At 41.0% G+C, this 21,407-nt stretch carries 19 protein-coding genes and 1 pseudogene; 8 read left to right on the forward strand and 12 right to left on the reverse strand.

Annotated features, from left to right (window positions below; genetic code table 11):
* The 4 genes from leuA to leuD form a co-directional block, all read left to right on the forward strand.
* On the forward strand, window positions 1-1,503 hold a 1,503-nt coding region (gene leuA, locus QZ488_RS16190; protein WP_293750697.1), incomplete at its 5' end, for a 2-isopropylmalate synthase.
* Window positions 1,504-1,509: 6 nt separating this feature from the next.
* A complete protein-coding gene (gene leuB, locus QZ488_RS16195) occupies window positions 1,510-2,595 on the forward strand; it encodes a 3-isopropylmalate dehydrogenase (protein ID WP_293750700.1) in 1,086 nt (361 codons plus the stop codon).
* An 18-nt stretch (window positions 2,596-2,613) separates the two neighbouring features.
* Window positions 2,614-4,026 carry a 3-isopropylmalate dehydratase large subunit gene (gene leuC, locus QZ488_RS16200; protein WP_293750706.1) on the forward strand — a complete coding sequence of 471 codons (1,413 nt, stop codon included), beginning with the start codon at window positions 2,614-2,616 and terminating at the stop codon, window positions 4,024-4,026.
* Between the two features lie 16 nt (window positions 4,027-4,042).
* Complete coding sequence (gene leuD, locus QZ488_RS16205; RefSeq protein ID WP_293750709.1) at window positions 4,043-4,651, forward strand: 3-isopropylmalate dehydratase small subunit; 609 nt, start codon at window positions 4,043-4,045, stop codon at window positions 4,649-4,651.
* A gap of 56 nt (window positions 4,652-4,707) precedes the next feature.
* On the opposite strand, the gene QZ488_RS16210 is transcribed toward leuD, so the two are convergent.
* The 7 genes from QZ488_RS16210 to QZ488_RS16240 form a co-directional block, all read right to left on the reverse strand.
* On the reverse strand, window positions 4,708-4,956 hold the full coding sequence (locus tag QZ488_RS16210; RefSeq protein ID WP_293750711.1) for a hypothetical protein: 249 nt from the start codon (window positions 4,954-4,956) through the stop codon (window positions 4,708-4,710).
* Window positions 4,949-5,794, reverse strand: coding sequence for a CPBP family intramembrane glutamic endopeptidase (locus tag QZ488_RS16215; protein ID WP_293750713.1), 846 nt, complete (start codon window positions 5,792-5,794; stop codon window positions 4,949-4,951). Before QZ488_RS16215 ends, QZ488_RS16210 begins: the two co-directional genes overlap by 8 nt.
* A gap of 120 nt (window positions 5,795-5,914) precedes the next feature.
* Entirely contained in the window at window positions 5,915-6,763 is an 849-nt protein-coding gene (locus tag QZ488_RS16220; RefSeq protein WP_293750715.1) for a LytTR family DNA-binding domain-containing protein, read from the reverse strand.
* A gap of 103 nt (window positions 6,764-6,866) precedes the next feature.
* A complete protein-coding gene (locus QZ488_RS16225) occupies window positions 6,867-7,508 on the reverse strand; it encodes a hypothetical protein (protein WP_293750717.1) in 642 nt (213 codons plus the stop codon).
* Window positions 7,509-7,511: 3 nt separating this feature from the next.
* Window positions 7,512-8,000, reverse strand: a complete 489-nt coding sequence (locus QZ488_RS16230; protein WP_293750719.1) for an RNA polymerase sigma factor — start codon at window positions 7,998-8,000, stop codon at window positions 7,512-7,514.
* Window positions 8,001-8,226: 226 nt separating this feature from the next.
* Entirely contained in the window at window positions 8,227-9,159 is a 933-nt protein-coding gene (locus QZ488_RS16235) for a transporter substrate-binding domain-containing protein (protein ID WP_293750721.1), read from the reverse strand.
* Window positions 9,160-9,241: 82 nt separating this feature from the next.
* Entirely contained in the window at window positions 9,242-10,999 is a 1,758-nt protein-coding gene (locus tag QZ488_RS16240; protein ID WP_293750723.1) for a monovalent cation:proton antiporter-2 (CPA2) family protein, read from the reverse strand.
* Window positions 11,000-11,177: 178 nt separating this feature from the next.
* On the opposite strand from QZ488_RS16240, the gene QZ488_RS16245 reads away from it, so the two are divergent.
* Window positions 11,178-11,624, forward strand: coding sequence for a hypothetical protein (locus tag QZ488_RS16245; protein ID WP_293750725.1), 447 nt, complete (start codon window positions 11,178-11,180; stop codon window positions 11,622-11,624).
* 212 nt (window positions 11,625-11,836) lie between these two features.
* A complete protein-coding gene (locus QZ488_RS16250; RefSeq protein WP_293750727.1) occupies window positions 11,837-12,439 on the forward strand; it encodes an ABC transporter ATP-binding protein in 603 nt (200 codons plus the stop codon).
* Window positions 12,440-12,501: 62 nt separating this feature from the next.
* On the opposite strand, the gene QZ488_RS16255 is transcribed toward QZ488_RS16250, so the two are convergent.
* The 3 genes and pseudogenes from QZ488_RS16255 to QZ488_RS16265 all read right to left on the reverse strand — a co-directional run bounded on the left by QZ488_RS16255 (window position 12,502) and on the right by QZ488_RS16265 (window position 16,252).
* A complete protein-coding gene (locus QZ488_RS16255) occupies window positions 12,502-13,665 on the reverse strand; it encodes a hypothetical protein (RefSeq protein WP_293750730.1) in 1,164 nt (387 codons plus the stop codon).
* A 13-nt stretch (window positions 13,666-13,678) separates the two neighbouring features.
* Window positions 13,679-14,890 carry a hypothetical protein gene (locus QZ488_RS16260; RefSeq protein ID WP_293750732.1) on the reverse strand — a complete coding sequence of 404 codons (1,212 nt, stop codon included), beginning with the start codon at window positions 14,888-14,890 and terminating at the stop codon, window positions 13,679-13,681.
* Between the two features lie 94 nt (window positions 14,891-14,984).
* Window positions 14,985-16,252: pseudogene (locus QZ488_RS16265) on the reverse strand (MFS transporter).
* Between the two features lie 430 nt (window positions 16,253-16,682).
* Between QZ488_RS16265 and QZ488_RS16270 the strand changes: the two are divergent.
* On the forward strand, window positions 16,683-17,858 hold the full coding sequence (locus QZ488_RS16270; protein ID WP_293750734.1) for an HD-GYP domain-containing protein: 1,176 nt from the start codon (window positions 16,683-16,685) through the stop codon (window positions 17,856-17,858).
* 43 nt (window positions 17,859-17,901) lie between these two features.
* Here QZ488_RS16270 and QZ488_RS16275 read toward each other — a convergent pair whose 3' ends face one another.
* Both QZ488_RS16275 and QZ488_RS16280 read right to left on the reverse strand, forming a co-directional pair.
* On the reverse strand, window positions 17,902-18,942 hold the full coding sequence (locus QZ488_RS16275) for a general secretion pathway protein GspB (RefSeq protein ID WP_293750736.1): 1,041 nt from the start codon (window positions 18,940-18,942) through the stop codon (window positions 17,902-17,904).
* On the reverse strand, window positions 18,935-19,846 hold the full coding sequence (locus QZ488_RS16280; protein WP_293750738.1) for an AAA family ATPase: 912 nt from the start codon (window positions 19,844-19,846) through the stop codon (window positions 18,935-18,937). The genes QZ488_RS16275 and QZ488_RS16280 overlap by 8 nt, the downstream gene beginning before the upstream one ends.
* A 178-nt stretch (window positions 19,847-20,024) precedes the next feature.
* Between QZ488_RS16280 and QZ488_RS16285 the strand changes: the two genes are divergently transcribed.
* Window positions 20,025-21,254: a multifunctional CCA addition/repair protein gene (locus QZ488_RS16285; protein WP_293750740.1), complete on the forward strand. Its 1,230-nt coding sequence runs from the start codon at window positions 20,025-20,027 to the stop codon at window positions 21,252-21,254.
* The last annotated feature ends 153 nt before the right edge of the window (window positions 21,255-21,407 follow it).

Here is a 21,407-nt window from a genome sequence, read left to right on the forward strand (position 1 = left end):
CCTGCCAGTTTAAGCGTTAAGGAAAAACTGAAAATTGCTCTGGCTCTGGAACGTCTTGGCGTAGACATTATCGAAGCAGGTTTTCCGGTTTCGTCTCCTGGTGATTTTAAATCAGTACAAACCATTGCCCGTGAAATAAAAAATGCCACTGTATGTGGTTTGTCTCGTGCTTTAGCCAAAGACATTGATGCCTGCGGTGAATCGTTAAAAGTAGCCGAGCAGTTCCGCATTCATACCTTTATTGCTACCTCAGATATTCACGTAAACACCAAATTACGTAAATCTCAGGACGAAGTAGTAGAGATGGCAGTTCAAGCAGTGAAACATGCCCGCCGTTATACTGACGATGTGGAATTTTCCTGTGAAGATGCAGGCCGTACGCACATAGATTATCTATGTCGCATGGTAGAAGCCGCAATTACCGCCGGGGCGACTACAGTGAATATTCCAGACACGGTTGGCTACACTACCCCTACAGAGTTTGGTGGCATTATTAAGAACCTATTTAACCGTGTACCGAACATTGATAAAGCGATAATTTCGGTACATTGCCACAACGATTTAGGCTTAGCTGTAGCTAACTCTTTGGCGGCAGTAGAGCAAGGTGCAAGGCAAGTTGAAGCAACCATTAACGGTTTAGGTGAACGAGCGGGTAATTGTTCGTTAGAAGAAATCGCGATGATTTTACAAACTCGCCAAGCAAAACTTGGGTTTCATACCAATATCAAAAGTGAAGAGATTTCTCGCACCTCTAAGTTAGTCAGTAACTTGTGCAATATGCCAGTGCAAGCGAATAAAGCAATTGTTGGTGCTAATGCCTTTAGCCACTCTTCAGGTATTCACCAAGATGGCGTATTAAAAGGCCAAAACACTTACGAAATTATGACACCTGAAAGTGTCGGCATTAATAAGAACAACTTAAATCTAACCTCACGCTCTGGCCGCCATGTAATTAAACATCGCTTGTTTGAGTTGGGTTACAAAGAAACTGATTTTGACCTAGAAACGGTGTATGAATCGTTCGTGAAACTAGCCGACAAAAAAGGCCAGGTATTTGATTATGACTTAGAAGCACTATTGTTTTTCAGTCAAACCAAACAAGAAGACGAGCACTACAAACTCACCTATCTACAGGCTAATTCAGGAAAAGAAATCATCCCTAGCGCCACAGTACGTATGTTAGTGGGAGATAAAGAAATTACTGAATCAGCCACTGGTAATGGACCTGTTGATGCAGCTTATAATGCCATTACTAAAGTCGTTGGCCATAACCAAGTAGAAATTGTCGACTTCAAGCTCGATTCTAAAGGCGAAGGTGCGAATGCTTTGGCACAAGTATCTGTCATTGCTGAATACAAAGGCCGCCGTTTTAATGGTATTGGTTTGGCAACAGATATAGTGGAATCTGGAGTGAAAGCTTTGATTTACGTATTGAATAACACTCATTTAGCGGATCGGATTGATTTGCAGAAAGAACAACAAGTAAAAATTGCAGGGGTATAAAACAAAATGTCTGACTACAACATAGCAGTATTGGCAGGCGACGGGATTGGCCCTGAGGTCATGGTCGAAGCCAAAAAAGTGTTAGCAGCCGTTAGCAAAAAATTTAATATTGCGTTTCAACTGAACGACTTCGATGTAGGTGGCCTAGCCATAGATAACCATGGTAAAGCGCTACCCGCTGCCACTTTAAAAGGTTGCGAAGACTCTAATGCCATTTTATTTGGTTCAATTGGTGGCCCAAAATGGGACAATCTGCCATTAGAAGAGCGCCCAGAGCGCGCCGCTCTTTTAGCGTTACGCGGCCACTTTGATTTATTCAGTAACTTACGCCCTGCCAAAATTTATCAAGGTCTTGAAGCATTCTCCCCTCTTCGAGCGGATATTGCCGCCAGCGGTTTTGATGTATTAGTAGTACGCGAACTCACTAGCGGTATTTACTTCGGTCAACCCAAAGGGCTAGAAGGCGAAGGTGAAGAACAATTTGCGTATGACACCATGCGTTATAGCAAAAGAGAAATTCGCCGTATTGCAATTAGTGCCTTTGAAGCGGCGCAAAAACGTGGCAAAAAAGTCACCTCAGTAGATAAAGCCAATGTCCTAGTGTGTAGTCGTTTATGGCGTGAAGTCGTTGAAGAAGTGGCTAAAGACTATCCAGCAGTAGAACTTGAACACATCTATATCGACAATGCGACTATGCAACTAATTCGCTATCCAAGTCAGTTTGACGTGATGTTATGTTCTAATTTGTTTGGTGACATTATTTCTGACGAATGTGCGATGATCACAGGCTCCATGGGGTTATTGCCCTCAGCCAGTATCAACCAAGATAACTTTGGCATGTACGAACCGGCTGGCGGTTCAGCGCCTGATATCGCAGGTCAAGGCATTGCTAACCCTATTGCGCAAATACTCTCAGCATCCATGTTATTGCGTTTCAGCTTAAACGAAACAGCCGCGGCCGATGCGATTGACGCAGCCGTAGTAAAAACCTTAGGTGATAGCATACTAACAGGCGATTTACTTAGCCCTGAGCAGCGTCATTTAGCTAAAAGCACCAGTGAAGTGGGCGACTATATCGCCGCGTTAATTTAACAGATTTAGGAAATAGTCATGGCTACCACCTTATATGACAAAATATGGCAAGCGCATCTTGTAGATGCACAAAAAACCTCTGAAACCGGCGAAGAGGGATTAATGTATATCGACCGACATTTGATCCACGAAGTCACCTCGCCACAAGCCTTTGCTGGTCTAGACGAAAAAGGCCGCAAGGTGCGTTGTCCAGAGCGTATATTTGCGACTATGGATCACAGTATTTCCACACGTTCATTGGCGTTAGATGCCTGTGGCCCAACGAATAAATTACAACTACAAACCTTAGCTGACAACTGCAAAAAGCACGGTATCGAGCTTTTTCCTGTGGGTCATCAAAAACAAGGTATTGTGCATGTAATGGGGCCAGAGTTAGGCTTGATTCAGCCGGGCATGACAGTGGTTTGCGGCGATTCTCACACTGCCACTCACGGCGCCTTTGGTGCGTTAGCATTCGGTATTGGCACCTCGCAGGTTGAACATGTTTTTGCTACCCAAACGCTTAAACAAAGCAAAGCCAAAAGCATGAAAGTACAAGTTAACGGCAGTTTACCTATTGGCATTACTGCCAAGGATATTATCTTAGCTATCATTGGTAAAATTGGTCATGCTGGCGCCACCGAACATGTAATTGAATATTGCGGCGAAGCCATCTCAGCGCTTTCTATGGAAGAGCGTATGACAGTATGCAACATGAGTATTGAAGCGGGCGCAAAAGCCGGTTTAATCGCGCCAGACCAAACTACTTTTGATTACCTTGAAGGACGTGAATACGCACCCAAAGGTCAACACTGGGATCAAGCAGTCGCCTACTGGAATACATTGGTATCTGATGCCGGTGCGAGCTTTGACACTATCATTGAACTTGATGCCGCTGATATCACCCCACAAGTCACTTGGGGCACTAACCCAGGGCAAGTCATAGGGGTGAATCAACCTGTACCTGCACCTAGTGATTTTTCAGATCCCATTGATAAAGACTCTGCCAACAAAGCCCTTAAATATATGGACTTAGCGCCTGGTCAAAAACTATCTGATTTAAGCGTTAATAACGTGTTTATTGGCTCGTGTACCAATGGACGTATTGAAGATATGCGTGCTGCAGCAGCGATTGCTAAACAAGGCAAAGTAGCAGCAGGTGTTACTGCTATCGTGGTACCGGGTTCGGTATCAGTAAAAGCTCAAGCCGAGGCAGAACAGCTAGACAAAATATTTATCGATGCAGGTTTTGAATGGCGTTTACCCGGTTGTTCAATGTGTTTAGGCATGAACGACGACATCCTGAAACAAGGCGATCGCTGTGCCTCTACCAGCAACCGTAACTTCGAAGGTCGTCAAGGCCGCGGTGCTCGCACTCATTTAGTGAGTCCTGCTATGGCAGCAGCGGCAGCATTGGCTGGTCACTTCGCCGATGTGCGCGACTATCAATAGGTATTAAGGAATTATCATGACAACAGGTATTAATATCCACACAGGTAGCGCAATGCCTCTTAATCAGGCCAATGTCGATACCGACCAAATTATCCCCAAACAATTCTTAACCGCCGTCACAAAAAGTGGTTATGGCAAACACTTGTTTCACGACTGGCGTTACCTTGATCAACATGAACAAGTGCCCAATCCTGATTTTGTGTTGAACAAACCTCAGTACCAAGGTGCCAGTGTGTTACTGACCCGCGAAAATTTTGGTTGTGGCTCGAGCCGCGAACATGCCCCTTGGTCACTAGACGACTATGGTTTTAAAGTGGTAATTGGTACCAGTTTTGCTGATATTTTTTACGGCAACTGCATCAATAACCAATTGTTACCGGTGCAACTTACTAGCAGTCAAATGGATCAACTTTTTGATCTGGTTGAAAATGATGCCTCTGCGCAAATCACGGTTAACTTGGAACAGCAAAACGTCAGTGTGGGTGAACTTAGTTTTACTTTTGATATTGCCGAGCAGCATAAAACCAACTTATTAAAAGGCTTGGATGCTATTGGTCAAACTCTAGAGCTAAACGATAAAATTACTGAGTTTGAAAATAACTTGCCTGAATGGCAAAAAGCCTAAACTCAAGAAGAAATAAAAACGGCTCATTTTGAGCCGTTTGTTTATCCCCGCTTAATTTACAATTGATTGATTTTCTGTCCCAAATCAAACTTGCTATCGGTCACAATTTTTTCAAGTACTATAACTCTTTCAACCAGCAGCTCTACCCTCTCTTGCATCGTTATCACAGCATTTGTATCACTGTCTTTTTGCAGCACTAATATCTTCTGATTAACCTCTGATTTGTAATTAAAGTAATTACGTACAAAGATAATAATTAAAATAGGTGAAGTAAGGGCGATCATAACTAAAAATAATTCAAACATAGTGGTTCTCCAAATGGCTGTTTTGTTTTATTGCTTGTAGATTAGGATTAGGACAAGTTTTAGGTTTGTTGCGCCATAACGAAGCAAGGGTTATTTCTCTAGGCTTACCTTTGCGAACAAGCATTTGCACATAAACTAAACTTAAGATAATTGAGGTGGCCTTAAAAAGATTGCCTTCTAAGTCTCCTACTGCGCCACCTGACATACCAAATATGCCGTATGCGGCATTCATGAAAATGTGCATAAACATTGGAAACCAGATTCGATAGCCACATTCACAATATAACCACGCAAACCAAGTGCCAGCAATCGCGGTTACTGCCAGCGCCATAACAGCCGAAATGGCATCATGTCCCTGATAAATATGTCCCAAACCAAAAATGACTGAGCTAATCAATGCGGCAGGTATAAAACCCCAACCACAATACCGAAATAACACGCCAAACAACGCAGCTCTAAAAATAATTTCTTCGAACACACCGGCATACACTGAACCAGTAATGATTGCTGACAGTGAAAGGTCTAATTCGATACTTAAAAAGGCATAACCTAAAGTCATAGGTATACAACAGGCTACTGCTGCCAAAAAGTAATAGTGAGCCCCTCTCAGATTAAGGCCTAATACGTCATACCAAGGATGTTCTTTAAATAGAAAAGTCGCTACTAGTACTAGAGGTCCGTAAATAAATAGATACTTGGCTAAAGTATGTAAAACGTAAGATTGCTGATCTAACCCAAGTAGTATTTCGCTCCAACTATCACCCCAAAACTCTCTCATAAAATAGTGACAGAACATAAAGGTAGTTAATAATATTGGTGTTTTTATTATGTGATTCATAGTTACCCGCTTAATGTGAAATTCAAAATTCACATTAAGCATGACAAGCACAATCGATAAGGGCGATGAGTTAGGGCTAAACCTAGTTTTTAAGGGTTAAGTAACAATAAGTTGGGGTAATTAACAAACTTTAGGGACTAATGACAAGGCCTGTTTGATCACATCAACATAAGTACGGGAGACGGGCACAACCACATCACCTGACTGCATAGCTAATTGCAAACCCGCAGCGTTACCCTGCCATGATTTAACTAACAACAGATTTACTGCATAAGATCGATGGCAACGTAACATCTGTGAATCAACCGGCAGCTGTTTTAACAGGCTGGTTAATGAGCAGCGCAATAATTTACGGCTGCCACTAAGCTCATCAATGAGGGCAAGTTCACAGTAATTATCCGCAGATTTGATAAATAAAATATCAGACAAAGCCACTTGTACATTGTCGTCTTTATTCTCGCCGGATAAGGTTATTAACTTAGCTTGAGGTGTAATATTACCTTCTTCGCTAGAATCAACTGCATCAAGCTGCTGTGGCTTAGAGATAGTGTCTGAATGACGATTCACTAGATACATAAAACTTATCGGAAACAAACCAATAGCTAAGGTATAAAAAACAAACAACAGTTGGTTTTGCCAATGCCAAGAACCTAATATTGCCACCACAAAATAACTATGATTAAACACTGCTACTAACCCTATATAAAGGCTAGGGATTAACAAATATTGAAATTGGCTCTTTGCCTTGAAGCGAGTTAAGCCTATTTCTAAAACGCCAGATAACAATATGGCGCAAAACGTCACCAAACCATAACCTGACAGCCGCAGAAACTTGTAGGAAATAAGATCGTCATGGGTACCAAAAGGCTGAAACAAAAATAAAACAAACAAGGTTACTGCAGAAAAAACTAACGCCCTTTGGAGCAGCGCTTTTCTGGAGGATAAATCATCTTGAAGCCACAACTGCACTGTTTAAACACTCCTAAGCCTTAAAAAACAGCCATAAAAATACCACAGAAAACCCATGAGCACGGCCTAAAGTAGGGAGTATGTTTAAATGTCATATTGAATGCTATTTTCTTAGCTCTTCCATATCAGCAATTAACTCTTCTAGCTTTTTAAACTGGCGACCATAAACTATATTGAGATCCCACCGATATATCGCTTCAGCGTATCTCGCAAAGATAAGGGTGCCTAAAACTAAAGCGAGCAAAATGTAATAAGGTTGCCCGAGTATAATCATATCGGTTGGAAATACTTCCATCAGTAGAACAATCAGTTTGCCCCCAGCTTTACTCACAATCGCTTGAGTCGCCATTCCAAGAAAAAACATCGGATAGAATATTTTGTAATAGCCAGAATAGGTTTTAATCGCACTTTTCAGCCAATTATTAAAACTCAGAATATATTCATAACTGCTTTGTCCTTTAGACAAATCAACAGATTTTTTGAGTTCTCTGTTAGCGATTACAATTAATGGCACCAGTAAGCAACAAATGTATAAACCTAAAAATGGCGCACCAATTAAGCTCATAACAATAAGCATAATCAAACTGCCCACGATGATACCTTTGGTATTAATAGCAAACATGCTTTGTAGCTTATCTACAATATTTTGTGACTTGCGGTTATATAAGTCATTCACTTTAGGGGCCGACAAATGTGCCTCGTTCACAAAACCTTCTTTCCACATAGCTTCAATTGATTTGCTCATGGGTTAGTCCTTTTGATTAATATAGTTATTGAGCCTGTCTTTGATTCGTTTTATTCGGACACCAATGTTATTTGTATTACTACCAATAATATCGGCTATCTCCTCGTAAGACTTTTCTTCGAGATACAGTAAAATGACAGCTCGGTCAGTTTCAGAAAGATGCTTAATGGCCGCATATAATTGATTGATTTCATCACTTACAAATGCCTTGCTATCGTCTATCACTTCCTCAGGTAAGGCATTTGACACTATTTGTTTATCGCCATTTTTGCGACGTTTTAAATAGGTTAAACATACGTTAAGTGAAATCCGAAATATCCAAGTAGACCACGCACTTTCTTGATTAAAGTTATCTCTGCTGCGCCAAATTTGCAGGCACACTTCTTGGTAATAATCTTCAAAATCCTCTTGGCTGTTTGTATAAGCTCGACAAATTTTAATAATAATTCCCGCAAACGGCAGTATAGATAACTGGTAAAAATCACTTCCCATTTAGATCCTGTCATGCATTGATGTGTTTTGCTTAATTAGTGGTTTGCCGTAAAAGTTTATTACACAAAATCTAAAATAAATTTATTTTGCTTAATTATTAATAGGTTACTAAGAAGGTTGAGTCGATGAAAACAAAGATAGGTTAGCTTACGCTATGACTTTTTGCCTAAAATAGACTACTGACCATTTTGAATTGGTAAATAAAAACAAAAATAATATTGTTGTGTTATTGGTTGTGCTGAACATCAATTGTAGACGGTGAAAACCACAACTCACTTCTGTTTAAATACTCTAGGTCTGTAATCAGGCTGTTGGTAATATGAAAGCGGCGGCGTTTATTTAAATTGGCTAACTGAATAACCTCTGCAAAGTTTTGTTGAAATAATTTTTCAAAAGAACCGTCAGCTATCGCCAGCTCTAAACCAACTTTAATACGATCATGAAGTGCTGGGTTATCTCTAGATACAAAAAAATAAATTGCGGCGGGATAAGTCAGTGTTATATGTGAATCAATAGCTAATAACGGGGAATCACTAGTGCTGTGTTCTTGCCATATTTCCATAATAGAACGAGGAAAATAATCAATACGTTTAAGGTTAAGCATCTTTTTCAAACTTTGAGTGGAGGTAGCAGTGAAAACACTTAATTCATTTTCATTAAAAATACTGGTGTCTGCCCAATGATGTCCCAAACCCGCGGTTAATTTTCCAAAATCTTGAATTGAAGTAACTTGGCTAAAAATGTTTTTGTTGTCTTTGTGCACCAACATTAAGCGCCAACCGATCAGCCCTTTATCGAGTGGTATATATATGGGTAATAATAGTTTTTCACGATTAGCCGTAGTGCTCATCCAATGAATATTGTAATGGCCTTCTTGTATCAACTTCATACTGCGTTCTTCTGGTATGGTCGGCACAGGCATGCTAATCAACTGGTACTCTTTAGCTGAATGTTCAAGGGCTAATTTTATCAATTGATTAAAATAAACATCACGTTGTTGATAAGTGACATTGTCAATATTAACTGGAAAACGGACTTCCATTACGGGATCAGAAAAAACGTACATAGGCATAAACATCAATAGCGCTATGACCTTTTTGGCTAATCCGTAAAAATAATGAAACATGGTATATTTCCAATTCGGAATGACTAACATCATGTGATGAACAACCTTAACAAGTTTTCACACTGCTTGTCAGCAGCTGTCATCAGTATTCCATCCTATAGAAATACGCAGTAAATCACTCCAGATTTTGTTTATCTTCTTCAAACAAATTTTGTAACTCTAGGCGGCCTTTTTTGCTGATTGCCAATAATTCATCAAAATCCATATTTTGCATCATTGTACTTTCTAATAGTTGTTTGTCGTGAGCCGCAAATATATCAATTAGATTCTTAGCTTCGGCGTCACTCAACCCATAAGCTTGTAACAGCATATTGGCGGCTTCTAATCCACCAGCAAACACTTCTCTAACGTTGGTATTGATACCTAGATTATAAAGCTTCACTGCAGTGAAACGGTTTCTTGCCCTGGCAATAACTTTGACCTCTGGATAGTGTTCTTTGACCAATTCAGCAATTTTTAAGGTATCTTCTTCGTCATCGACTGCCACTAAAATAATTTTAGCGTGGTCGATACCCGCAGCTTCCAATAAATCTAATCTACACGCATCGCCATAAAATACTTTGTTGCCAAATTGCTTAACAAATTCAATATGTTCCGCGTCCTTATCAAGGGCGGTAAAAGGGATGTTATTTGCCGCTAATATCCTGCCCGTCACTTGGCCAAACCTTCCAAAACCTGCAATCAAAACGGCTGGTTCACTGAGTTCGTCTGCAGTGTCATATACAGCTGGGCAATTTTTACTAGTAAACCAAAGGCTGTGTAAAATAACCAAAGGAGCGGTTAATGCCATAGAGATTCCGACAATCAATGTGACTTCACTACTAATATTTAAAGATAACAAGCCATTACCCGAAGCCTGAGCCATCACCACAAAAGCAAACTCACCGCCTTGAGATAACATCAAACCAACACGCATCGCATCGGTATTACGCTGTTTAGCCATTTTAAGGATTGAAAAAATAATGCCGGTTTTAATCAACACTAAAATCAGACTCGCAGAAAGAATAAATAATGGTTTAGACACCAATAGACTCAAGTCTAAATTCATGCCGATGGCGATAAAAAATAAACCCAGTAACAAACCTTTAAATGGTTCTATTTCGGTTTCAAGTTGATGTCTAAAGCTGGAGTTGGCCAGTAACATACCTGCCACAAATGCGCCCATGCCCATGGATAATCCTGCTTCTTGCATACCAATAGCGGTAGCAATAACAATCAGCAACGCGGCAGCCGTCATCACTTCCTCACTACCGTACTTAGACACCAAGCGTAAAAACGGATTAGTTAAATAGCGCCCTACTGCTAACACAGCGACTATGGCTAAAACACTTACCCACCAAGCCGGTGTTGAATGTCCGCTAGAGGTTGAGAGATTTTCGACTAACAATAAAATGGGAATGACCGCTAAATCCTGCATCAGCAATATAGAGAAACCCTGTTGACCAGGTGGCGACTTTAGAATTCGATGTTCTGTCATTAATTGCACAGCAAACGCGGTCGAGGACAGTGCGAGTGACAAACCTACAACTAAAGATATGACCAAAGAAAACGCCAGCACAAAATGTAGAATGAGTGCGATAACTAAGGCACTGAATAATAATTGCCCACCGCCAGTAAACAATATTTGATTACGCATTCGCCATAGTTTTTCTGGCTGCAATTCCAAACCTATGACAAATAACAGCAACACCACGCCCAGTTCAGCAAAATGTAATATGGTCACCGGATCATTCACCCAGTTCATCACTTGTGGGCCGATCACCAAACCTGCAACCAAATACCCTAAAATAACGCCTAATTTGAACTTCTTAAAAATAGGCACAGCAATCACTGTTGCGGCTAAAAAAATTACAGCTGAACCCAAAACACTCATCAATTTTATCCAAGTTTATGTAGAAAGAATCTGAAGAAAGTAGCTTATACCACTTCTTGATACGCAGCGGTATTAAACATTCAATCTGCCCCAACAAAATTTAAATTGTAAGCTCGCCTATAAATTAACAGTTTGTTAACATTGTTTTATCAGTACACAAAATAACAAGAGAAAACACATGAACGATGCAACGAATAACGCCATTACAACGGCACCTAAGTGGTTTGTTTTTTTAGTAATAGTGCTAACCATATGGAACCTAATGGGCGTGATGGCTTTTGTTATGCAAATGACGATGACCGCCGAGCAAATTGCGCCGCTACCAGAAAAAGAACAAATGTTATATCAAGACATTCCGCTCTGGGTGAATATAGCCTTTGGATGTGCTGTGTTTGGTGGCGCTTTAGGTTGTATTGCCTTAGTTTTAAAAAAGGCTATCGCCTTACCCATTTTATTCATCTCATTAGCGGGGGTAATAGTGCAAATGTTTCATGCATTTGTTATCGCTAACTCTTTTGAGGTATACGGGCCAGGTGGCACTATCATGCCAATTATGGTGGTAGTAGTTGCATTATATCTAGTATGGCTGGCAAATAACTCCAAGGTTAAGGGTTGGTTGGCGTAGTTATTAATATCCAGTCAGACGATTTAGGAGTAGTAATTTTTTACAAAAATCGGAATAAAGGTCGAACGCCTACAAGACCCAGAAAGGAGCAATCGAAACGTCAAACAATAGTGATGAATTCGTGCCAACCTCAGTCGTTCGCCCTAGTATTTCTAACCAGACTATGGCAGGTTTAGAGGTTAGGTTACTTAGATTAAATCGCAGGCACTTAGTTGTTATCTTTTGAACATATCAGCCATAAATTTGCTCACCACCTCTTGTTTTCAGATATTACATTACAAATACCAGAGTCTAGAGTATTGATTACCGGACCTACTGGTTGTGGAAAAACGACCTTACTATTGATTGCGGCAGGACTGATTTCGCCATCCTCTGGAAAAGTGACATTCCGTGGCCAAGAAGTTACCGAGACTAGTATTAAAAAACAGATTGGCATCAGTGCCAGCAATGTGGCACTCCCAGAAACTTTCAACGTAGTGGAGTTTCTAAAGTTTCACTGCGAACAGTTTAACAGTGAACTAGATGAGCGTTGGTTAGAAGAATTCGGCCTCATTCCTTTCCTAAAAACCAAAGTTGAACATCTTTCCCGAGGTAATTACAAAAAATTAAGTTTACTGTCCGCCATTTCGCAAAAACCGGAATTGTTGTTAGATGAGCCGACAAATGGTTTGGATAAACAAGCCAGACTTGCTCTGGAAAAACTGTTAGCTGGCTATCCCGGTCAAGTCATTATTGCAAGTCATGAAACTTTCGATGACCCAAACTATTTCGAACGCCATATAGATCTTAGTTGTGAGACTAGAACTAAAACATGATTAGCCAGCGTTCTATTATTTAAAATACCTGTTTCATTGGTTTAAAAAGCTTCCTCACCCGATCAAGTTAAAGGAAGCTCAACCTTCACTTCAATTGTTTTACCTGCTTGGATATTGCTGATAATACCGTCTGCAATAACCTGACAGTCCACCTTCACTTGAGGCTTGGTTAACTCACTGTTTCTGGTGTAAGCCACATTAAACGTTGCCCCTCTAAACTTCCGAGTAATGCTGGCTGATTGCCAATCATCTGGTAATTGAGGAGTAATACTCAAACCTTGTTTGCAACCTACCACACCAAATAGGTTTTCTATTAAACAACGATAAAACCACGCCACTGTGCCGGTATTAAACAACTGGCTCGACTTGCCATCTTCATCTGGGTATTGATAAAACGCACCGCGATAATAATTGGGAATAAACAAAGGCAATTGCCCTCGTTTGAGTATGTCTTTTTGATTGGGCAACATTTTTTTAAGTTGCTCAAAAACGAGATTACCTTCACCTAAGGTATACAAACTGTAAGCATAAAACGCATTAGCATGGTTATACACTGAGCCGTTTTCAGCAGTGCCAGGAAATTTTTGAGTCACTCGGCCAATATCTTCGACCATTTGGGTGTAACAAGGCGCAAGCATCATACAACCAAAAGGCGTGTCTAAGTTTTGCTTAATGGCCTGCAACATCAACGGGACTTGCTGATTGTTTGCTGCCCCACTTAAAAAAGCCCAACTTTGTGGATTCAGAAATATCTTACCTTCTGCATCCGCTTGGGTGCCAAACACTCGCCCATCATCTGTGATACCTCGAGCAAACCTATCTTCGGCCCAACAATGCTGATTAACCTGTTGGTTAATTTTTTCTGCTTGAGCTAATAAATACTGACCATCACTAGAGACTTCGCCAAAAGCATCCCTTTCAATTTGTGTCCATACTTTGATCGCGTAAGCTGAGGCTAAGCTCAACCAAGCAGAGACCCCTTTGCCTTTGTACCCCACCATATTCATTGGGTCGCACCAATCACCTTGATTGATGTAACTTAGTCCACGTTCATCACGGCTTTTATCCAGCCACAACATAGCCTTAATAATATGTTCGGCTACTTTGGCCTTTTGGTCATTGTCACTAAAAGCAACGAGTTCACCTAACAGTCCATAGTCAGCGGTTTCATCTAAATAGGCTTTTAAACAAATAGGTACCCAAACACAGTGATCCGTGTGTGGCACTTGATTGATATATTTATTCTGCGCCCTCTTTTATCAACACACCATCTGGCATTTCACCACTAAAATGTTGTTGGCTCAGAGCCAAAATAAATGCGTCTCGGCTAACCTTTGGCTTAATGTAGGCCATGCCCATATTATCCTGCAGATAATTACGGGTCTGAGGATCGGTAGTTAAACGGTTCACATCACCATGATAAAAAAGTTGGCGTGACATCCAATGATTAACATAGGCATCTAATTCAGCGTCGGGTGTTTCAATTTGTAATACCCCCTGCCCTTCGCTCAAATAAGCCTTATATTCTTCTGCAGTGTGCGCAAAGCTCTGAGATGCTTGAGTGAGAAACTGTTCGGTATATTCACTTATCTGTTGTTGATCCTTCGCCGGGCCAAACAACAAATTAATGGTTTTAGCCTGTCCTGCCTGCAAATTCAAATTAAACTGCATAACCGCAGTGGGCGTGCAGTAGTTAGCGGTACTGTTATTTAAACGTGCTTGTTGAATGGCAGAAGGTGAATGTAATCCTCCTTCCCCTTCAAATACTTGTTGGCTAGTTTCCCATGCTTCTATTGGACTATCTGCGGCCAAGAACGTGAGTTCATGCAGCGACTGATTTTTAAAGTAATCCTGCACCTTTTGATAAGGTTCAATACTGCGACATACCACTGCATTTAGCGCTGGCTCAAACAACCCAGATTGATTCATCCATGAACGATAACCAATGGGAAAATACGGATAAACACTCAAGTCACGATCAGTGCCTGAAAGATCTTCGACTGTCACCTGCCAGCACTCTAGAGCGGTTTCTGTGGGTAGGCGTAAACACAACGTCAGTCGAACCTGATTAAACTCAGACAGCCAAGTAATTTGATGGGGCTCTGGTATAAACTCGAACCTATCCAGCTCTGCTCGCACTGGCTCATAAGGCGCTGAAAACACACTTCCATCGGCATTATCTTTTACATACACAAAACGTCCCGGGTGATGGGCGTAATATGGCTGCTCGGGTTGCATAAAGGTTTTGGCTTCAAGCGCAGGACCCGAAACATACTTACCCGCCTCCGGCTGCATAAATTGTGCGATAGCGTAACCACGACAATTAGCCTGAATAAGCATGTTTTTGTTCCATAAAAAGCCACTAGCGTTAGGTAATACTTTGGGGCTTTTTAAAACATATTGAGTACCGCCTTCAAGGCACTCAAGGGTATTTTGATCAATTTGCTGCACGTCTATTCCTTTTCTTACTGATCGTATTTAAGTGCGGCGTGGAGCGTTTTCATTTGTGCTTCATCCAAGGTATAAAAACGCACAACAAATACGGCTAAGGCAGCAAAAATTGCTGGAACAACGTCATGAGTAACAATATGCCTTGTTCTGAACCACTGATTTGTGCCTGATTTGCCACGTAACCTAACGCACCAAGTGTCCAACCAATCATGGCACCTGCCACAGCGCCGCCCAGTTTTTGCGAAAACGCTGCAGCTGAAAATATCATAGCCGTTGCTCGGCGACCGGTTTTGTATTCTGAATAATCTGCCGTATCTGCGTACATCGAAAACACCAACGGAGACTTAGGCCCTAAACACAAACCAATGGCTGCGTGAATAGTAAATATTAACCAAATTTGATCGGTTGGCACAAAATAGAAACATATCGAAAGAACAGCTACAGCTCCCATCAAAATCATTAATAGTTTTTTCTTATCCAAAAACTTAGTGAGAAGAGGAGTACTGGCTGCACCAATCGCCAACGAGACCATATAAATAGTCAGAAAATCGCCAATTAAATCTTCTCGGCCCACATAGTACTTAAAGTAATAAGTGCCAGAACTACCACGTAAGGTAATAGTCACCATAACGATGAGAGCCAAACAAAACAGTACTACCCAAGGTTGTTTTTAAACAAATCAGTAATATCTTGCTTGATCGGTGTTGACTCTTTTTGTGGGGCTTCAATACGCTCCTTTGTCACAAGAAATGTAAATATAAACAGTACGATAGCAATCAAGCCATATAAAACCATGGTTAATTGCCAACCCAGTTTTTCATCCCCCTGACCAAACCATTCTACTAACTTCAAGGTATACTGGGAGACAAAAATCCCGCCTGAAAAAGCACCTATAAATCGAAAACTGGTCAACATGGTTCGTTGTTGTGAATTTGAGGTCATCACACCCAGCAATGCGCCATAAGGCACATTAATAAAGGTATAGGCCAACATCATTAAGATATAGGTACCATAGGCATAGAGTAGCTTCCCGCCGTCATCTAAGTCAGGCACCGTAAAGGTCAATACACCCGCCGAGGCAATAGGCAAGGCTCCCCATAATAAGTAAGGTCTAAACTTGCCAAATTTTGTTTTGGTACGATCAGCCAGCGCCCCCATCATGGGGTCGGTAAAAGCATCAATAATTCTAGTCACTAACAACATAGTGCCAACAGCCGCAGGAGATAAACCAAACACATCAGTATAAAAATAAAGTAAGAAGCCGCTAAACACTCCCCAATATAAATTACTGGCGGTATCACCTACTGCGTAACCGGCTTTTTCACCAAAAGATAATTGATGACTTGGAGACCTTTGCTGCATAGTTTTCTCTCGCTGTTCGCTTTAATATTTATAATGTGCAGACTATACACAAAAAATTAACAACAATGAAAACGTTTGCAGGAATATGTTGAAATTTTTTGAATTCGCCAAGGATCGGAAAAGAGAGTTAACAAAATCAAGATACCGTTAGTCAATGGTAAGTTTTATTTCACCTATATCTGATTCCTTGCTGATTGACTTAAAGGGTTAAAAAAACGAAAAAAACATTTCACATAATTGGCTATAGGTCTTTCCATACCTACAATTAAGTTTGTAAAAACAGCTAATCAATAGAGACATTCAAAGCAACTTTGCACTTCTTTAAACACCACAAAAAAAATAAAGCCAAACATATTTATTCGAATGAGACTTGACGGGCAAGTGAATATCTCTAAAACTTGGGCATCTGTTCACCTTTAGAAATGAAATAATGCTGCAATTAATAAATATTGACGCACTTTTACCTGGTATGTTCATTGTTAAGGTAACAAAACAGGCCGGTAAAGTTAAAGTCGCCACAGCGGGTATACTTAAGGATCAGCAAACTATTACTGAATTAGCTGATAAGGGAATATTACAAGTTCAAGTGGATACTAAAAAAAGCACACATCTTGATGTCGACGAAAAGTTAGATGACGTTGAAGATGAGTATGTTAATGCTTCAGGTTTGAGTTATAACCAGCAATTAGAACATTCATTAAAACTTCATGATCAAGCGAAAACAATTCAAGGACGCATTATTAAACGTGTGGCCAAAGGCAAAATCGCTGACCTTGAAGAAGTTGACCTTATTACTCAGCAAATTGTGAAAAAGACCTTCGAGTGTGATGATGCACTTGGCATTACAACCTTGCTCAATGAAAACATCGAATATTCACTTGAACATAGTATAAATTGTGCGATCTTGATGGTGATGTTCGGCCGGTCTCTTGAAATAGATAAAGCCACTTTGCAACATTTAGGGGTAGGTGCCCTGTTAATGGATATTGGTATGGTCAAATTACCACTATTGTTAACTCAAAAAGTAGACTCGTTAACTGCTCAAGAAACAGAACGAATGCAACGCCATGTGGACATTGGTCTAAAACTCCTTGAACCCATTGAAGGGGTAGATGAAGTAAGCCTTACCGTGATTAAGCAGCACCATGAAAGACTTGATGGCTCTGGATATCCTAAAGGGTTGTCTGGGGATCAGATATCTCAATATGGCAGAATGATTGCGATAGTTGATACCTATGATTCATTAACCACCACCAGACCCTACCGAGAGGCGCACAAACCAGCTGAAGCATTGAAAAAAATGCAGGATGAATCGATGGGTTTAGATAGAGAACTGGTGAATAAGTTTATTGGCTGTATAGGCGCGAATCCAATTGGCTCTTTGGTCAAATTGGCCAGCGGTAGACTCGCCATGGTAATGCGTCTTAATCATCTTCACCCCTTGTCACCTGTGGTCATGATTTTTTATGACTTAACCACAAAAAGAGATGAGGTGGCAAGACTAGACCTATCTACGGTAGAAGATGAGATTATCGGCAGTCTTTCTCCTGATGATTTTGGTATTAAGTTATCAGGCTTTTTACGTCAGTCATTTTTTAACAAATAACACTCAACAAGTTTGAGTATTGGTCGCTCTGACTGATTGCTTTCTACCAATCAGTCAGAGCAGCCATTGAAAAAGTTTGTCCTGAATAGTGTAAAATAACGTGCTGTGGTTCAATCCTTACAATTTCAATCAGACCATCAATTTTGTCACCTTCAACCATTCGGCTACCGTTTACTCTGACCCATCGTTCAGATTCCACAGAGGCATACATGTGTGCTGAAAAAGCCATACTGGGTAATCTAGTCATTACCCATGCAGGTAACTGGTCAATTCTTGGCACGTCTTCACTGCTCGATATGTTTTGCACGGGTGGTGAAACAACAGGCGAGTCTTCAACTTCAGTGATGGCTTTTCTAAATCGCGCTAATACATCAGCAGAAATTTGAGGTTCTGGCTCTGTTAGTGGTGTGTTGGATTGAACCTCATCATTTGCTTCTGTCTGCGTTTTGCTGTTGTCTGGCACAGCGATTTGTTGGCTCGGTTCATCCAGCACTGCTTCAGGTTGAACATCTTTGGGGTTAGTCTCTTGTACCGATGACTGGTTATTGATTTCTGGTTGCTTAGTCGCAGAGGCAACAGGCGTAACAACGGGTGCGGCCTGACTCACAACTAAAGCCTCAGGCGGTGAGCTAAATAAAACCAATATTTGCTGGAAATTAGCTAAAGTCCAGCCGAAACCCAAACCGCCTAATGCAATAAACGCGGCCAACGAATAACGTTTAGTATAAAACTGCCAAGCTGAGGGAATGCCTTGTACCGAGGGTAAAAATAAGCTGCGATGAAATTGATCTGACAATCCATCTTCAATTCGCGTATGGGTAACCTTGGTACTTTCGAGCATCCTTTGGGTTGCTGATTTCTTAATCTTTGGTGCTTTAATTTTAACTTCAGCTTCAACTTCAACTTCAACGGTTTGGTCAGAGTCAATTTCGACTTGTTGAATGCCCATTTCAATCAAACCTTGCACCATATCTTGGCTAGTCACTAAACCTGATTTCTTGATTTTGACCGGCCCATTTTGCTCAGTGATCTGCACAATCACCATGCCTGGTTTTAAATTCTGAATATCTATTTGTCTAAGCATTAAATTTGCCTATTACAAAACCAAGGGTTGTGGTGGCTAAAAATAGCCCTAATAAAATATAGGTCCAACGTTTTCCCTGACGTTGTTTTACCACATCGTCACCTAAGATTTGCTGCGCTGCGGCAATAAAAATGTGTTGTGGCACAACCGGCAATTGTTTAGTAAACGTCAGCGTTAACGCCCTATCACACAACAAATTAATCACCCTTGGAATACCACCGGTAATATCAAACGCAGCGCGAATCGTTGCTTTTGAAAATACACTTAGATCGCCATTAGCCACATTTAATCTGTGTCCAATGTAGGACCCCACCTCTGAGGAGCTTAAAGGCAAAAGATGATATCGAGCAGTAATACGCTGAGCTAACTGCCGCAGTTCATTGCGTTTTAACAGCTGTTGTAATTCTGGTTGCCCAATCAACACGACTTTTAGCAACTTCTCTCTATTGGTTTCTAGGTTAGTTAACAACCTAAGTTGCTCTAATACTTCGGGTAATAAATGTTGGGCTTCATCAACAATCAACACTGTATTGATGCCATGTTCATGGTTATTGGCTAATTTGGCGAGAATTTGATCGGTAAAATATTTTAAGCTGGCATGTTTACGTTTGTATTCAATCCCCAGCTCATTGCAAATTGTGCCCAATAACTCCAAGGCAGATAATGTAGGATTGACTATCATCGCCACTTGGGTATTTTCCGGCAACTGCTGCATCAGCTTTCGCGACACTGTGGTTTTGCCTGTGCCCACTTCACCGGTTAACATCACAAACCCACCACTTTCCCTTAGGCCAAAAATTAAATGTGCCAAGGCTTCTTTATGACGAGGACTCATATACAAATAGTCGGGGTTGGGCGCAATTGAAAACGGATTATCAGATAATCCAAAGTAGCTGAGATACATAAGTTAGGCAGGCAAGTCCATGAATGAAATACTGTATTAATAGTGAGCCTAAACTACCCAGTTAGCCAGATATTGTCAAAGACACTGTGCTTATTTTAAAGTGAGTTTTCAGTTTATTCGGCTTCTGCAAAGCTTATGTCTGAGGCATAATGGTGGTAATGAAACAATCTAAGATTTTATGCAAACATATTTAGTCGGTGGCGCGGTGCGCGACAAGTTACTTGGCCGCCCTGTAAAAGACCAAGATTGGGTGGTGGTAGGTGGCACCCCTGAACAAATGTTAGCCCAAGGTTATCAATCTGTTGGTGCTGACTTTCCGGTGTTCTTGCATCCCAAAACCAAAGAAGAATATGCCCTTGCGCGTATCGAGCGAAAAATTGGTGTGGGTTACACTGGTTTTAGTTGCGATGCTTCCAGTGAAGTCAGCCTAGAAGACGATTTAATGCGCCGCGACCTCACCATCAATGCGATGGCCATGGATGATCAAGGCAATATCATCGACCCTTACAACGGCCAACAAGATTTAAAAGATAAACTTTTACGCCATGTCTCAGATGCCTTTGTTGAAGATCCATTACGTGTTTTGCGGGTCGCTCGATTTGCAGCTCGTTACCACAACTTAGGCTTTAGCATAGCGCCAGAAACCCTGTCACTAATGCAAACCATAGTTGCGAATGACGAACTCACGGCTCTTAGCGCTGAACGTGTATGGCAAGAAACTGCGCGCAGCTTGATGGAAACTCATCCAGAAGTATATTTTGAAAACCTGAGAGCCTGCGGAGCACTAGCCGTTTGGTTCCCAGAATTAGATGTGCTTTGGGGTATCCCAAATCCACCCAAGTGGCATCCTGAAATTGACACTGGCATTCACACCATGATGGTATTGCAACAAGCGGTAAAGTTGTCAGATAAACTTAGCGTGCGTTTTGCTGCCTTAGTTCATGATTTAGGCAAAGGGGTGCCCCCAGAAGAAAACTGGCCCTCTCACCGAGGCCACGAAACGCTGGGTTTAGCGTTAGTCAACACACTTTGTGACCGGTTAAAAGCACCCAACGAGTGCCGCGAGCTGGGTTTAATGGTCAGTGAATATCACACTCATATTCACCAAGCTTTCGAACTCAAAGCCAGTACCATATTAGGCATGTTGAATCGCTGTGATGTATGGCGTAAACCACAAAGGTTTGCCGACCTTTTAGTCAGCTGTAAAGCGGATGCGAGAGGTAGAACAACCTTTGAAAACTGCGAATACAAAAACGCCGACTATATTTGGCAGGCTTATGAAGCGGCGGCAAAAGTCGACGTTAAAGCCATAGTTGCCAAAGGCTACCAAGGTAAAGCGATTAAACAACAAACTGAACAACAACGCATTAGTCTTATTCAAGCTTTTAAAAATACGTTTCAAAAATAAATATTTGGATGTTTTTTACCACTTTTATTAACCATTAACCCATTGAATTATTTATTTATTTATTTATTTATTTATTTATTTATTTATTTATTTACAGGGTAAAAAAAAGACCTTGAAAGTTCAATTTAGTTAGTGTAATTTTCTGCGCTTGAA

Origin of the sequence: uncultured Paraglaciecola sp. (assembly GCF_913020055.1) — a bacterium.
Taxonomy (GTDB): domain Bacteria; phylum Pseudomonadota; class Gammaproteobacteria; order Enterobacterales; family Alteromonadaceae; genus Paraglaciecola.

What these genes read in the sequence shown, in the direction of transcription:
- leuB (WP_293750700.1), top strand. Translation starts at nt 1,510, where the DNA reads ATGTCTGACTACAACATAGCAGTATTGGCAGGCGACGGGATTGGCCCT.
- leuC (WP_293750706.1), top strand. Translation starts at nt 2,614, where the DNA reads ATGGCTACCACCTTATATGACAAAATATGGCAAGCGCATCTTGTAGAT.
- leuD (WP_293750709.1), top strand. Translation starts at nt 4,043, where the DNA reads ATGACAACAGGTATTAATATCCACACAGGTAGCGCAATGCCTCTTAAT.
- QZ488_RS16210 (WP_293750711.1), bottom strand. Translation starts at nt 4,956, where the DNA reads ATGTTTGAATTATTTTTAGTTATGATCGCCCTTACTTCACCTATTTTA.
- QZ488_RS16215 (WP_293750713.1), bottom strand. Translation starts at nt 5,794, where the DNA reads ATGAATCACATAATAAAAACACCAATATTATTAACTACCTTTATGTTC.
- QZ488_RS16225 (WP_293750717.1), bottom strand. Translation starts at nt 7,508, where the DNA reads ATGAGCAAATCAATTGAAGCTATGTGGAAAGAAGGTTTTGTGAACGAG.
- QZ488_RS16230 (WP_293750719.1), bottom strand. Translation starts at nt 8,000, where the DNA reads ATGGGAAGTGATTTTTACCAGTTATCTATACTGCCGTTTGCGGGAATT.
- QZ488_RS16235 (WP_293750721.1), bottom strand. Translation starts at nt 9,159, where the DNA reads ATGATGTTAGTCATTCCGAATTGGAAATATACCATGTTTCATTATTTT.
- QZ488_RS16240 (WP_293750723.1), bottom strand. Translation starts at nt 10,999, where the DNA reads ATGAGTGTTTTGGGTTCAGCTGTAATTTTTTTAGCCGCAACAGTGATT.
- QZ488_RS16245 (WP_293750725.1), top strand. Translation starts at nt 11,178, where the DNA reads ATGAACGATGCAACGAATAACGCCATTACAACGGCACCTAAGTGGTTT.
- QZ488_RS16270 (WP_293750734.1), top strand. Translation starts at nt 16,683, where the DNA reads ATGCTGCAATTAATAAATATTGACGCACTTTTACCTGGTATGTTCATT.
- QZ488_RS16275 (WP_293750736.1), bottom strand. Translation starts at nt 18,942, where the DNA reads ATGCTTAGACAAATAGATATTCAGAATTTAAAACCAGGCATGGTGATT.
- QZ488_RS16280 (WP_293750738.1), bottom strand. Translation starts at nt 19,846, where the DNA reads ATGTATCTCAGCTACTTTGGATTATCTGATAATCCGTTTTCAATTGCG.
- QZ488_RS16285 (WP_293750740.1), top strand. Translation starts at nt 20,025, where the DNA reads ATGCAAACATATTTAGTCGGTGGCGCGGTGCGCGACAAGTTACTTGGC.